The 14,359-nt window shown below is 39.8% G+C and carries 10 protein-coding genes; 6 read left to right on the top strand and 4 right to left on the bottom strand.

Features of this window, described 5'->3' with window-relative positions:
* Window positions 1-60: 60 nt before the first annotated feature.
* Window positions 61-1,620: a family 43 glycosylhydrolase gene (locus DBR11_RS04095; RefSeq protein ID WP_108550341.1), complete on the bottom strand. Its 1,560-nt coding sequence runs from the start codon at window positions 1,618-1,620 to the stop codon at window positions 61-63.
* A gap of 198 nt (window positions 1,621-1,818) precedes the next feature.
* On the opposite strand from DBR11_RS04095, the gene DBR11_RS04090 reads away from it, so the two are divergent.
* The 4 genes from DBR11_RS04090 (at window position 1,819) to DBR11_RS04075 (ending at window position 8,648) form a co-directional block, all read left to right on the top strand.
* Window positions 1,819-4,533 carry a glycoside hydrolase family 78 protein gene (locus DBR11_RS04090; RefSeq protein ID WP_108550340.1) on the top strand — a complete coding sequence of 905 codons (2,715 nt, stop codon included), beginning with the start codon at window positions 1,819-1,821 and terminating at the stop codon, window positions 4,531-4,533.
* 62 nt (window positions 4,534-4,595) lie between these two features.
* The gene (locus tag DBR11_RS04085; RefSeq protein WP_108550339.1) at window positions 4,596-5,090 is read left to right on the top strand and encodes an aromatic acid exporter family protein; all 495 of its coding nucleotides are present in this window, start codon (window positions 4,596-4,598) and stop codon (window positions 5,088-5,090) included.
* Between the two features lie 94 nt (window positions 5,091-5,184).
* Window positions 5,185-7,533, top strand: a complete 2,349-nt coding sequence (locus tag DBR11_RS04080; RefSeq protein WP_108550338.1) for a TonB-dependent receptor — start codon at window positions 5,185-5,187, stop codon at window positions 7,531-7,533.
* Window positions 7,534-7,538: 5 nt separating this feature from the next.
* Window positions 7,539-8,648 carry a PepSY domain-containing protein gene (locus DBR11_RS04075; RefSeq protein ID WP_108550342.1) on the top strand — a complete coding sequence of 370 codons (1,110 nt, stop codon included), beginning with the start codon at window positions 7,539-7,541 and terminating at the stop codon, window positions 8,646-8,648.
* Here the strand turns inward: DBR11_RS04075 and DBR11_RS04070 are convergent.
* Together DBR11_RS04070 and DBR11_RS04065 are read right to left on the bottom strand one after the other, a co-directional pair.
* A complete protein-coding gene (locus DBR11_RS04070; protein ID WP_108550337.1) occupies window positions 8,637-10,439 on the bottom strand; it encodes a response regulator in 1,803 nt (600 codons plus the stop codon). The two genes, DBR11_RS04075 and DBR11_RS04070, sit on opposite strands and share 12 nt — an antisense overlap.
* Before the next feature lie 64 nt (window positions 10,440-10,503).
* On the bottom strand, window positions 10,504-11,532 hold the full coding sequence (locus DBR11_RS04065; RefSeq protein WP_108550336.1) for a cytochrome-c peroxidase: 1,029 nt from the start codon (window positions 11,530-11,532) through the stop codon (window positions 10,504-10,506).
* Between the two features lie 149 nt (window positions 11,533-11,681).
* Between DBR11_RS04065 and DBR11_RS04060 the strand changes: the two genes are divergently transcribed.
* Entirely contained in the window at window positions 11,682-12,491 is an 810-nt protein-coding gene (locus DBR11_RS04060; protein ID WP_108550335.1) for an SOS response-associated peptidase, read from the top strand.
* A gap of 170 nt (window positions 12,492-12,661) precedes the next feature.
* Complete coding sequence (locus DBR11_RS04055; protein ID WP_108550334.1) at window positions 12,662-13,507, top strand: methylated-DNA--[protein]-cysteine S-methyltransferase; 846 nt, start codon at window positions 12,662-12,664, stop codon at window positions 13,505-13,507.
* Here DBR11_RS04055 and DBR11_RS04050 read toward each other — a convergent pair.
* Complete coding sequence (locus DBR11_RS04050) at window positions 13,473-14,324, bottom strand: AraC family transcriptional regulator (protein ID WP_146186453.1); 852 nt, start codon at window positions 14,322-14,324, stop codon at window positions 13,473-13,475. The two genes, DBR11_RS04055 and DBR11_RS04050, sit on opposite strands and share 35 nt — an antisense overlap.
* Window positions 14,325-14,359: the final 35 nt, after the last annotated feature.

Here is a 14,359-nt window from a genome sequence, read left to right as displayed (position 1 = left end):
TCAAAACGCGCAATTGTTTTAAATATCTTCCTTGTTCTAATTCTCCAATGCCTTTGTTTTCTATTTCCTGAACGATCTGTTGTAAGATTTTATAAAGGTCTGGAACTTCAATGTTCTGTTTTCTTCCAATTTGAAAGTTTTTCCATTATCTGTACTTATTGTCGCTTTTCCTTGTGTATAAGCTCCAAAATCGTTGAACGCAAAACCATAGCAGTCTGATGAGGAATTTGAACGGAGTACAACAGCATATTGCTGATCCTTTTTAACTTGCAGGTTAGGCGTAATGCGTACATTTTTTGCTGACCAGCCAATGGAGTCTACAGGGATAAGTTTGGTATACAGTGCTTTGCCTGTGGGCTTGTTTGCTGTGTTGGAGTGGTAAACTTCAACTGTCAGGTCTGCATCCGGTGCGCCGATTTTGTAGCATGTAATGGTCACCTCGATGAGTTTTCCTGAACGACTGGCGGTAAATGATTGTGATCTTTGTATTTGTTTGCCTATATCGCATTTGGTGCTGAAATCTTCGATACCGGAAGAACTGTCCAGATACTTGTTTTTGGGTAAAGGGGAGGCTTTGGGTGCTTTGTACGCTTCATAGCATTTTAAGGGCTGGATAGAGCCATCTGCAGCAAAAGTGAGCGGTGCCCAATAGAAATTAGCCAGGGCTTCGTTTTTAGCGGCATTGTTCCACAAATCGCTTCCGTATAAGTACACGGTTTCTGAATTTATCTTAATGGTGGAAACGAAAGAAGGTTGCCCTCCACAAGAGTTGTCGCTGATCTTTTTAGCGACCGACCAGGGGCCTAAAGCTGAGGGTGCTGTACGGTAAGAAGTTCCTGTGCCGGCACAATATCCACAGTTGGGATCGGAGTAAACCACATAATAAATGTCGTTTCTCTTAAATAATCCGGGAGCCTCTGTTTCTCCATTGGTTACAGATTTGACATGCTCTCCTGTTCCGGTTAAATAGTCTGCACTGAGCTTTTCGATAACTATTGATCCTTTTGTACGCCAATCTGTGTAAGCTATATAAGCGGTTCCGTTGTCATCTACAAAAAGGTCATGGTCGCCGTTGTTTAATCCGGCTGCAGGCATATCGTGATTTACGGCTAAATGGGGTTCTGCAACTTCCTTAAATGGACCAAGGGGTGATTTGCTGGTAAATACGCGGTAGCCAATACGGTTGTCGTAGACATTGATCCATAATACATATAATTTTGTCTTTTTATTGTAGAGTACATGCGGACGGAAACAGCCATATGTTTTACCATCACAACGGGATTGCCAGACTTTAGTATTGGCATTAAACAAAAAGCCCCGGTCTTCCCAGTTTGTCAGATCTTTTGAAGAATAGACTTTAAATCCACAAAACGGGGCTGTTTTATTACCCCATTGAAAGCCACAGTCATAACTTGTACCATATAAATAATAAATGCCGTTAAAATGGGATATTTCTCCATCATGTGCATCTACTGCATCGCCAACTGTATTGAATCGTGTGATCTGTCCACCATTCTTATCGAAGTTTTTGATTTGACCCTGTACTGTATTCAGGCTTATGGCCAAAGTTAGTAAGGTGATCAATAAGCTGTCTATACAGTTGGTTATTCGTTTATTCATAAATTAAATGTTAATCCTTATGCTTGCAATAAAGACAAACTTATTTAAAAATAAATTTTGCACTGTTGTGCTTTTTGACATAAGGTATGTATAAAATGATAACTCAATAATTTATAATTTTAGGAAGCCTACAGTACAGGATGCCAATTTGATAAATACTTTGCATACTTGTATTTTCTAACCAAATTTCTTGTTCTCATGAACCTTTTGCTAAAACACAGCTTCTTCTTTGTTGTCCTGGTCTTATTCAGTGTAAAGAGTTTTGCGCAAAAACTATCTGTTAAAAATCAAACTGTAGAATATCAATATAATCCTATAGGTATAGACAGTTCTCTTCCACGGTTTAGCTGGGCGTTATCTACTTCCTTGAAAAATACCTTGCAGTCTAGCTATGAGCTCAGAGTGGGTACAGATAGCGTAAAGCTTAAAGGCGGAAAAGAAATCATCTGGGCTAGCGGGATCCATCAAACAGATCAATCTGTTCTGGTCAATTATGGCGGCCCGGAATTACAATCGGATATCCGGTATTTCTGGCAAGTAAGAGTAAGAGACAACCATGGGAATGCTTCGGCCTGGTCTCCGGTTAATTTCTGGCAGATGGGGCTTAAAGCTGCAGATTGGACCTCAGAATGGATTACGGTAGCGGGTAAGGATACTTTAAAAGCGAGTCCTTATTTCAGAAGGGAAATTCAGATTAGCAAACCTATCCGCAGGGCAACTGCTTATCTTACGGCTAATGGCTTATATGAAGCGCATATTAATGGATCAAGGGTTGGAGATCATTACTTTGCACCGGGCTGGACCAGCTATAAAAACCGACTTCAGTATCAGGCCTACGACCTCAGTACAGTGTTGAAGAAAGGGAATAATGCTATTGGTATTGTTTTGGGTGATGGGTGGTATAAAGGAAGAATTGGATTTGATTATCAGCATAACTACTATGGAGATCAAAGAGCATTTTTGATGCAGATTGTGGTGGAATATACCGATGGCAGCAAAGAAACTTTGAAAACGGATAATGGCTGGAAATATCAATACGGGGCGATTCTTTCCTCTGATATTTATGATGGGGAAGTGTATGATTCCAGGAAAGCGCTCAAAGGATGGTCGGCTACTGATTACAAAGCTGGGCAGGGCTGGATGGATGGGCGTGTTTTCAAACATGATGCTGTTCCATTATTGGGCACAGTTTCTCCACCGGTTAAAAAACATGAACAATTTAAAGCTATTCGGGTATTTAAAACACCTAAAGGGGAAACTGTTGCTGATTTTGGGCAGAACCTGGTGGGTTGGGAACAAATTAAGGCATCTGGTGCAGCAGGAAATAAGATAACCGTTAGCCATGCTGAGGTTTTGGACAAAGAAGGTAATTTTTATACAAAGAATCTTAGGAGTGCAAAATCTCAAAACACCTATATTCTCAATGGGGAAGGGGAGCAAGTTTTTGAACCGCATTTTACCTATCATGGATTCAGATATATTAAAATAGAGGGTTATCCTGGCGTGTTAGAGCCTTCTGCTTTGACGGCAACTGCTTTGTATTCTGATATGAAACAGAATGGCACGTTTGTAACTTCAGATACCTTACTAAACAAATTGCAACGTAATATACTTTGGGGTCAAAAAGGAAACTTTTTAGATGTGCCAACAGATTGTCCGCAGAGAGATGAGCGATTGGGCTGGACGGGTGATGCCCAGGCATTCTTTAGTACAGCTGCTTACAATATGGATGTGGCTGGTTTTTTTACCAAATGGCTTAAAGATCTTGCTGCCGATCAGTATGGAGATGGTAGTGTACCACATGTAATACCGAATGTACTGGGTAATGGGCAAGGCGGAGCAACGGGCTGGGCAGATGCTTCTACCATTATACCTTGGGGAATGTACGAGAGTTATGGCGACAGGCGGATTTTAGAGGAGCAATATGCCAGTATGAAGGCCTGGGAGGGGTATATGATTGCCCAATCTAAGAATGACCTTTGGACTACAGGTTTTCATTTTGGCGACTGGCTTTTCTACAGGCCAAATGACGATACGGAAGGTAGGTCTGCAGTAACAGATAAATACCTGATTGCACAGACTTTCTTTGCGCATTCTACCCAACTTTTAATTAATACAGCAAAGGTTTTAGGTAAAAAAGAAGATGTTGAAGTCTATACTGCTTTATTGGCAAAATTGAAATCTGCTTTTCAAAGGGAATATATGACCAGTACGGGAAGGCTGGTGTCGGGGACGCAGACGGGCTATGTACTTGCGCTTCATTTTGATATGCTTCCTGAGGCATTAAGGGCCCAGGCTGCAGAACGCCTGGTCAGCAATGTAGAGTCCTACGGTAATCACCTTACAACTGGTTTCCTGGGTACACCCTACTTATGCCAGGTTTTGAGTCGTTTCGGTTATACGGATGTGGCTTATAAGCTCTTGTTTCAGGAAAGCTATCCTTCCTGGTTATATCCTGTAAAAATGGGGGCAACAACGATCTGGGAAAGGTGGGATGGAATTAAGGAGGATGGGACCTTCCAGAATGATGGAATGAATTCTTTTAATCATTATGCTTATGGTGCTATCGGAGAATGGATGTATAATCATATTGCAGGTATTAAACTTTCGGCTCCGGGTTATAAGCAGCTCATCATTGCTCCGGAACCAGGTGGGAAATTAACGTCGGCAAGAGGAACTTTAATGACGCCTTATGGATTGGTTAAATCGGAATGGAAAATTGAAAATGGAAAAATAATACTGGATATTTCCATTCCTGCCAATACAAGGGCAAGTCTGTTATTGCCTAAGGCGGCACAGAAGGAAGTAAAGGAAAATGGGGTAAATCTTAAAGCGGAAGCTTCAAATGCTATAAGAAAAGATATTCAACTGAGCCGGGGCTCCGGGGAATATCATTTTGAATACGGATTTTAAGGGCTGAGCGTTGGAAAAGGCAGATGTTTTTGTCATATTTAACTTGAGAAAACTTAGGTGCTATGGCAAAAACATTTTACCAGCAAAGGGATTTTATTTACATTTTACAGTGCATAATTGGGCTGTGTATCTGCTACGCGCTGTACTATTATTTTCCCGGACAGCAGTTTTTCTGGAGTATGGTTTCTGTAGTTCTTGTGATTGCACCCAATAATAAGGACTCTAATCAACTGGCATTTGATCGGATGAAAGCCAATATATTGGGGTCTTCAGTTGGATTGCTCTTGTTTCTGATCCACCGGCCCAATTTATTTTTGATTTGTATTGGTATTGCTCTAACGCTTCTCATAGGGATAGCGCTTAAGTTGAACAGTGCATTAAGATCGTCCTTATCTGCGCTGGTGATTGTTATGATTCATGAGGAAGACAAGAACAGTACCTGGCATATTGCATTTGAACGTATGAGCTGTGTCATGGTGGGTTGTGTAGTTGGTTTGTTGGTAACAATTGGTTTTAATGCATTCGGAAAATGGTTGTCTATAAAAAAGATAGCTTAATGGAATAGTGCTTAAAGAGACTCGTTTTTTATTTGTCTTTGTTTGGATTAAATCTAAATAGGTATATATTTGCGCGCAAATAATATTAACCTATATGCAGTTCAAACATTTACAATTCTATTTTATATTGTTGTTCTTTTTCCCATATCAATTGATGGCCCAAAATACGGGCGGGGTGATCAGTGGCAGTGTGACAGACACACTCAGTCGAAAAATAGCTTTCGCAAATATTTTTTTGAAGAAGATGAATGTTCGGACAACTACAGATAAATCCGGACATTTTGTGCTAAAAGGGGTGGTTTCCGGCCAGTATCTGATCCGTATTTCTATAACAGGTTATGAGCCTCAGGAGAAAGAGGTCTTTGTTAAGACTGGTGATACAGCAATTGTAAATGTTGTTCTGAAAGACAAAAGCGCCGATTTAAAAGAGATAATTGTTTCTGCGAGCCGCAGGGCTGAATCTTTGGCTCAAACGCCATCATCGGTCACTATTTTGACAGCAAAAGATATTAATACACAATCTACCATTAGCCCGAACCTGGCGAATATTCTAGCCTATAGTGTGTCAGGGCTTGGTGCCTCGACCAATCAAACTGGAAATTCCGGGCAGACATTGAGGGGAAGGAATGTGCTAGTACTGATTGACGGGATCCCGCAGTCAACTCCCTTGAGAGCAGGAGGGCGGGACATCAGGAGTATTGATCCTTCTGTTATTGAACGCGTGGAGGTGATAAAAGGTGCAACTGCTATTTACGGAAATGGGGCAGAGGGTGGATTAATCAACTATATTACCAAAAAAGCGCCTGCTGGTAAAAAATTTGGAGGCTATTCTCAGATAGGTTTAACAGGGAATACCAAGGGGGACAGCACTGTAGGTTATCGTGTATTGCAGCAGTTTTACGGGAAAACTGGAAAGTTTGATTATGTAGCCAGTGGTATGTATGAAAAAACGGGGGTATTTCGGGATGCAAAGGGAGCTGTGATTTCACCAGATTATGGTTTGGGCGAAACGAAAACCTACAATGGATTTGCTAAGATTGGTTATGACCTGTCTCCAAAACAACGCCTGGAATTGATGTACAATTATTTTAGTTCCAGGCAGCATTCTGATTATGTGGTTAAAAGTGGTATTTATGGAAAAGAACCGGCAATTGGTGTTTATGGTACAAGACTTGGTGCAGATGAGGGAACTAGATATAACCACAATTCAAATCTTCAGTATACCAATAAAGAGATATTTGGGAATACGGATTTAACAGCCAATGTATATTTTCAGGATTTCTATACTATTTATTCTAATGTAACTTCATTTTTCGGAGGAGGGCAGTCTGCTATCAAGTCGATGAAGAAAGGTGCCCGTGCAAGCTTGAATACACCTTTAAAGATCTCGCCAGAGGTTTTAACGCAATTAAATTATGGTATAGATCTGATGAATGATAAAACCTCTCAAAGTCTTGTAGATGGAAGAGTTTGGGTACCGGATATGAACATGGTTAATTTTGCACCTTATTTGCAAACATCAACCAACCTGTTCCGAGATTTGACCATCAAGGCGGGGCTAAGAGTGGAGAACATCAATATTGATGTAGATGATTTTAATACACTTGCAACTGGAGCAAACGGAGCGGGTAGTATTGCTGTTAAAGGCGGGACTTTAAATTACAATGCATTGGTGTTTAATGCGGGAGCAAGGTATTCTGCATGGAAGATATTCAATCCTTTTGTGAGCTATGCACAATCATTTTCTGTATTTGAACTTGGAAGAGTGCTCCGGGCAGCAAAAAGTAATACACTTTCTCAATTAGAGACTAAGCCTATTATTGTTAATAATTATGAAGCTGGTTTTAGCAGCACATTGGGTAAGCTGAGCTTGAGTGCGGCTTATTACTATAGTACGTCAAAACTAGGTGCTAATCTTCTAGAAGTGAATGGTGTATATATTTCACAAAGAATCCCGGAAAGGGTTTGGGGATATGAAATCCAGGTCGATTATCCTGTATTAGAGCAATTGATGATTGGTGGTAATTATGCTCAGGTGGAAGGAAAAGGGGATGTTGACGATGACGGTAATTTTAATGGTCCATCTGATGTCTATTTAAATACAACCCGCATTCCACCTTCAAAAACGACGATTTATCTGAAGTACTCTGGTATTAAAAAATTGTCATTAGATTTGAACTGGATGCGTGTAGGAAACAGGGATCGTTTTAAACCAAATGCGGCCGGGAAATATCTGATTGGAGAAGGCCCTGTAAAAGCCTACAATCTTTTTAACCTTGCAAGTTCTTATCAGGCATCTAAAGCGATCAGGGTAAATGTTGGAATAGAAAATGTATTAAATACAGCTTATTATCCAAGTATTTCACAATTTTACGGAAGTGATGCCATTTATACCCGTGGAAATGGCCGAAGGTTCAATATTTCAGTGGGTTACGGATTTTAATGCCGATGAACAGGATTAAAAAAATAGCCCGGCAAATCCATTTATGGCTGGGGCTAATTACCGGTTTGCTGGTCTTTGTGATCAGTATAACTGGTTGTTTATACGTTTTTGAAGAGGAGATCAGGGAATTGACTCAAAAGGATCGTTTATATGTGCCTTCACAACAGAAACCTTTTGTCGGACTCGATGCGGTGATCAGAAATTTTGAACGTATTGCACTGAATGAAAAAATAACCATTATCCGGATTACGGAAAGTAAACCTAATGCAACGGTAGAGTTGAGCTCGAATAAAAAGAGGGTCTATTATTTTAATCCCTATTCTGCTGCGTTGGTTTACAAAGGTGGAGAGGATTGGCTGGAGACGGTAGAAAAGATCCATACTTCATTTATGCTGGGCGAAACGGGTAAATTCATTCAACGCTGGAGTGTGGTGGTTTTTGTTTGTATGCTGATCACTGGCCTGATTTTATGGTTTCCTAATCAAATCAGGTTATTAAAGCAGTCGCTTAGCATCAAATGGAAAGCATCGTTTAAGCGGGTTAATTATGACCTTCATAATGTACTTGGTTTTTATGCTTCTGGGATTTTACTTGTCATTTCCCTTACGGGTCTTTATTTTGCTTTTAAAGAAGTTAAAACTGCGGCCAGCTATTTTACGGGTTCGAAACTTAAGGATGGCAAAAAACAAACAGGTGTTGAGCAGGTAACTGCGCTGCCTTTTGCTGATTGCTATAACCATCTTTACAAAACAGCTTCGCTAAAATATCCGGGAGCGATGTCTACCAGTATTAGCGTTAGAAAGAAAGGTGAGTTGAGGTTGAGAATGCTTTATCCTTATCGCTGGGCGCGCAATCAAAATACGTTTTATTTTAATGGTTCGACAGGGCAACTGCTTCGTTCAAAACTTTATAAAGAGTTTAATGGTGCAGATTTGGTTGAAGCAACCAATTACGATCTGCATACTGGACGGCTTTTTGGCTTGTTGGGAAAAATAGTAGCGGTTATAGCGAGCTTAATTTCTGCAAGTCTTCCTGTTACGGGCTTTTTGATCTGGTACCGCAGGGAATTCAGGAAAAAGAAAAAAGTTTTAAAGACTGCATCATCATTTACCTGATAGAAGTGTTTCAGTTGTAAGGCTTTTTAGTTTTTTAAATAGATGCTCCGGACTAAATGGTTTTGACAGATAGTCATTCATTCCTGCTTCCAGCGTTTTTTCAACAACACTATCACTTACGCTTGCTGTAAGGGCTATGATTGGGATGCCGGATTTTGGACCATCCATTTTTCGGATAACTGCTGTAGCTTCGTATCCGTCCATTTCGGGCATATATAAGTCCATTAATATGACATCAAACTCTTCATCCTGTAGCCTTTGTACAGCGGAGATTCCATTTTCCGCAATCACAGGGGTAATTCCCCATCTTTCCAGTGTTTTTTTTATAACCAGGATATTGACCGGATTATCTTCGGCCACTAAAACCTTCAAAAAACTCAGTCTATTCTCAGGAATCTTTGGTAGGGATTGTATGGTCGTGTTAACGGTTTGATAAAGAAAATCAATATCAAAAAAGAATGTGGTTCCTACATTGGGGATACTGATCAGGTTAATATGGCTGTTGAACATGGTCAGTACCTTTTTAACAATTGGAAGTCCAAGACCAGTGCCGCCGTAGTTCCTGTTTGTACTTTTTGAGGCCTGAGTATAAGGTTCAAAAATATGCTGTTGTTGGCTAGGGTCGATGCCTATACCTGTATCTTCAATGCCAAAGCGGATTCTGATTTGATTTTCTGTGAGGTCCAGAACCTCTATATCTAAATTAACAACCCCTTTTTCCGTAAATTTAATGGCATTATTGAGCAGGTTTAACAAAATTTGAGTTAAGCGCGTTGGGTCGCTTAAAATAAGTTTAGTCTCCAGTTCAGCGGGAATAAGGAGATTAAAGTCCAGCATTTTTTCCCGTGCTTTTAGTTTAGTGCTCGAATAGTTGTTTCTGATTAATTCTGCCAGATCGAATGGAATAGTTTCCAGTTCTGCCTTATCAGAATCCAGCTTGTTAAAGTCAAGAATGTCATTTATGAGCAGCAGCAGGTTTTCTGCAGAAAACTTGAGGACTGCGAGGTTTTCCTCCTGGTCTTCCCGCGGATTTTGGAGCATTAATGCGTTTGATATTCCAATAACTCCGTTTAATGGTGTTCTTAACTCATGAGACATCGTTGATAAAAAATTCATCCGGCTATTGGATAGGTCTTCGAGATCATGTAGTGTTACACAGAGCTTTTCATTGAGTGCTTTCAGCTCATTTTTAGTTTGAGTGAGATTGATGAAATTCCGGGTAAATGCTTTGAAAAAATAATAGTGGAGGAAAACAATCAGTACAAAGTTATATGTAGTTACGAATAGATAGGTAAGCCTGCTCACTTCATAAGGTCCTGAGCTTAGATAGAAGTAATTTTTAGGGTCTATAGCGGTATAAATGACTACAGGCAGTATATTGATAGCTGAATAAAACCAACCCCATTTTAGACCATGCATGTAAAAACCCAATGCGCAGGCAAACCATATAAATTGGAGTGTTTCTGCATTTATACCTTGTACAAATATGGTTACGTTGCTCCAAACAGCAAGTGTGATGAGCCATAGTGCGGCATGGGAGACCATCCTCCATCTGTTTGTATAGTAGATCGCAGCAATAAAAAAGGAACTGCAGACAAAAACAATGCTGACCCGGACCAGATGAAGTGTTTCTCCTCCTAAAGAATAGGCCACAATCAATATACCGGTGAATATAGAATATAGAACAACTATGCAGAACAGCATTTTCACGCGTGCCTTATTGATAGGGTCCGTTTCCCGGTTCCCGATTTTAAGGAGAACAGCATTAATGTATCTGAATAAGGAAAGCATAATTATTTAAGTTATACAAATCTAAAATAATTGAGCTAAAACTTGGCTGATTGGTCTTTTTTAATCAATAATTGCCTTGACGGATAAATTGGGCGTCCGTGAGTGTGTACAGGAAACTAATAAGTTCTTTTTTCTCTGGGTTCGTTAAGGGAATTCCTGCTTTGCCCCTGTTATATAAAGAACTGTCCAGGTCTTTGGTATTGTTCAGGCCATTGCTGTAATGATCAAGTACTTCCATGAGGGTATTAAACCTGCCATCGTGCATATATGGAGCGGTCAACGCTATATTACGAAGACTTGGTACTTTGAACTTTCCCCTATCTTCTGGCTTTTTTGTAAGCTGACCAAGGCCCTGATCTGCGGTAGTTCCTGTACCGGCGTTTCTTATGCTCTCATCGGTAAATAATTCGCCGGTATGGCAGGGACTGCATTTCTGCCTGAATATCATTAATCCCTTGTGTTCTTCATGAGTATAGTCCAGACTTTCCTTTCTGGAATACAGATCATATCTGGAATTAGAAGTTACCAAAGTTCGCAGATAATCAACAAGTACTTTTTTGAGCTTTTCTTCAGTGATGTCTTCTTTTCCAAATACCTTTTTAAACTGCTTTTTATAGCCGTCAGATTGATTTAGACGAGCTAAAACGGCAGGTATACTGGAGGCCATTTCGACTGGACTTTGGATGGCATTAAGAACTGTTTGAGATAAATGTTGTGCCCTGGCATCTCCAAAATAGCTCTTCTTCCATTGCAGGTTCATCAAAGCTGGGGTATTTCGGGCAGCATGTACTGTACCACTTCCTCGGCTAAACACAACACCAGGGTCTGCATAGGCATGTTCATTTTGGTGGCAGGATGCACAAGAAATACGCCTGTCTGCCGACAATCCAGGATCTTGAAATAAGGTTCGGCCTAAGGAGATTCCTTTCAGGGTAACAAGTGTGGTATCTTCGGGAAGCTTAGGGAAGTTAACAGGCTGATTCGGTTTCATTTTAGAATCAGATGCTGAAAACAAGAAGCCTAATGCTAAAATGCCAAACCCAGCTGCCAGTAATCCTACAATAATTAATTTCCCTTTCTGTTGTCCAGCCATATTATGTTATCGTTCGTCGATGTTGAGAGGGGGGCAAAATTTCGATGTGCAAAAGTAAGATAAGTGGAGGGGTTTTCCTAGATCGTTTGGGATAATGGTAATAATCTATGAAAGAAATGTAGTTTTGCCCAGCTTTTAGAACAGAACAAATGTGTGCAAGATTTACTTTAACTGCTGAAGAGAAAGATTTTTTAAAAGAAAACCCTTACCATCTGGTAGGAGAATATCATCCCGATGGGAATGTTGCTATTACAGACTTTGGTTTTATTGTAACCTCTGACCAACCTGATGTTGTGCAAAAGATGCACTTTGGGATTGTTCCTCATAGTGCAAAAACCAAGACGCTGAGTTATGACACCTGGAATATCCGTAGTGAGGAGGTGATGGAAAAGAAAACCTATCGGCCCTTAATGGTTCATCGTAAAACCTGTCTTGTTATTATGGATGGTTTTTATGAATGGAAGGAAGAAGTTAAAGGTGATAAAGAACCATGGCGATTTGTGATCCCCGGGCGCAAAACATTTTGCTGTGCAGGTTTATGGAGCCGTTGGGTAGATCCTCAGAGCGGGGAAGTGTATGATAGTTTTGGAATTTTGACCTGCGAGGCAAATAACACCGTTGGGGAAATTCATGAAAAGAAAAGGATGCCCGTTATTTTGCACAAGTCGGAGGAAATGATGTGGCTGAATAAGAAGTTGTCTATTGATGAGTTGCTGTCTCTGTGTGTTCCTTTTCCAGATGCTAAAATGGAACGTTACAGGGTTTCTAAAAAGGTCAATAAGGTTTCAACGAGTAAGGCATCCAATAAAGGAACTGATCTTGTACTCCCATTGAATGTTGATGAAGAATCTAAACATGTAGAACCGTCAAAAGTGAAAAAAAGTACAAAGGCAAGCGTTAAAAAAAAGCCAGATTCAACTCAAGGCTCTGCGGGACCTGATTTATTTACTTTATTTTAGGCAGGTATTGCAGTGCAGATTTCCGGGGCTAAAGTAACAAATCGTTCAGGGCTTTCAGCAAGCGGTGAGAAAGGAGATGTTGTTGAGGGAGACTCATGCTTATTAAAGCAAGAACCGGGTTTAATAATCCTTTTTTTGGCGATAAATTTGCAGTATAGAAATTATATATTATGAAGTCGCAACAAGAATTGGATTATGAAAGGATTGCTGAAGCAATTACTTTTCTGAAAAATAATTTTAAAACTCATCCAAAACTGGATGAAGCCGCAGAACATATTCATTTAAGCCCATTTCATTTTCAGCGGATGTTTCAGAAATGGGCTGGGGTAACACCTAAACAATTCTTGCAGTATTTAAGTGTTGAACATGCTAAAAAATTGTTAATGAACACCAATGCAACATTATTTGATACAGCCTATGAAACAGGCTTGTCGGGTACTGGGCGTTTATATGATCTATTTGTAAAAGTAGAAGGTATGACTCCTGGAGAATATAAAAACGGCGGTGCAGCATTGGTTATTAATTATACTTTTGCAGATACCCCGTTCGGCTGCGTTATCGTTGCCTCTACAAATAAAGGCATTTGCCATATGGCATTTGTAGACGAGGGCGAAAAAAAGGCCCTGGAGAATTTACAGTTGATTTTTCCAAACGCTATTTACAACCAGTTGGCAGACAGAAATCAACAAAATGCTTTGTTCGTATTTAATCAGGACTGGAGTAAGTTAGATGAAATCAAACTACATCTGAAAGGAACGGACTTTCAGATCAAGGTTTGGGAAACTCTATTGAGTGTGCCAACAGGTGGCTTAACTACTTATGCTGATTTGGCAAATAAATCCGGATATATCGGTGCATCAAGAGCTGTAGGAACCGCTGTAGGCAGAAACCCTGTCGCCTTTCTGATACCATGTCATAGGGTAATTAAATCAACTGGTGAAATTGGACAATATCATTGGGGCACCGCTAGGAAAAATGTAATTATAGGTTGGGAAGCAGCCAGAAAGCATAAATGATGGATAATAAGTTCCCTTTTTTAAATAAGGAGGGCGAGAATTTGAATTTTTTCTTAAATGCCGTTGAAAAGTGATTGGCATATTTATACCCAACTTTTGCAGCCACTTCTTTTAAGCTAACATTTGGATCTTCCGTTAAAAGGTGTTTTGCTTTCTGCATTTTTAAATCAAGTGTATAGGTGTGAATGGTTTTTCCGAAAATTGCTTTAAATCCGGTTTGTATTTTTGTTCTGTTCATGCCTGCAATTTGGGCCAGTTCATCAATAGAATAATGTTGATGGAGATTACCCGAGATCACATTCTTCAGGCGTTTAAATACACTTCTTTCCTGTGCTGTAAATTTGAGATCCAGCCGGGCAGCGGCTTTTACTGATAAAATGCAGATCAGAAGTTCACAGACTTTTGTCCGAAGATAGAGATGTTTGAATTTCGGATCACACGAACAATTCATAATATCATGAATAATCATACGGACAGGCATAGATAATTGTTCGATATGTAGGTTGGAAAAGAAATCAGTTGTGTTCAATATTTTGCCCATCATGAGTGCGAGGGAGTCTTCTGAAATTGTAATGTCCAGGGAGAATTTATTGTGTGTTGATTTTTCCTTTTCGATGATTTCTTTTCTTTTGAAAAGTAGTTTGGTCTTCAGTTCATCATTCCTTATTTGTAAGTTAACTACTGGATAATCAGATTTTTCTAATTCGCATTTTAGCAAATCTTCGTCGGTTTTTTTAATCTCTATCTTATACATTTTCCTGTTAAATCCGTATAAATCCCTGCACATTCTGTACATGGATTCCTCTATTTTTGCCACAAATTAATAATTAGTCTAAATAAGAACAATTTAAA

It is taken from the genome of Pedobacter sp. HMWF019 (assembly GCF_003061025.1).
Lineage (GTDB): Bacteria > Bacteroidota > Bacteroidia > Sphingobacteriales > Sphingobacteriaceae > Pedobacter.
This window is presented reverse-complemented; position numbering and strand designations above follow the sequence as displayed.

Bases quoted from the DNA above. Each gene is read 5' to 3' on its own strand.
- DBR11_RS04090 (WP_108550340.1), top strand. From the start codon at position 1,819: ATGAACCTTTTGCTAAAACACAGCTTCTTCTTTGTTGTCCTGGTCTTA.
- DBR11_RS04095 (WP_108550341.1), bottom strand. From the start codon at position 1,620: ATGAATAAACGAATAACCAACTGTATAGACAGCTTATTGATCACCTTA.
- DBR11_RS04080 (WP_108550338.1), top strand. From the start codon at position 5,185: ATGCAGTTCAAACATTTACAATTCTATTTTATATTGTTGTTCTTTTTC.
- DBR11_RS04060 (WP_108550335.1), top strand. From the start codon at position 11,682: ATGTGTGCAAGATTTACTTTAACTGCTGAAGAGAAAGATTTTTTAAAA.
- DBR11_RS04070 (WP_108550337.1), bottom strand. From the start codon at position 10,439: ATGCTTTCCTTATTCAGATACATTAATGCTGTTCTCCTTAAAATCGGG.
- DBR11_RS04055 (WP_108550334.1), top strand. From the start codon at position 12,662: ATGAAGTCGCAACAAGAATTGGATTATGAAAGGATTGCTGAAGCAATT.
- DBR11_RS04085 (WP_108550339.1), top strand. From the start codon at position 4,596: ATGGCAAAAACATTTTACCAGCAAAGGGATTTTATTTACATTTTACAG.
- DBR11_RS04065 (WP_108550336.1), bottom strand. From the start codon at position 11,532: ATGGCTGGACAACAGAAAGGGAAATTAATTATTGTAGGATTACTGGCA.
- DBR11_RS04075 (WP_108550342.1), top strand. From the start codon at position 7,539: ATGAACAGGATTAAAAAAATAGCCCGGCAAATCCATTTATGGCTGGGG.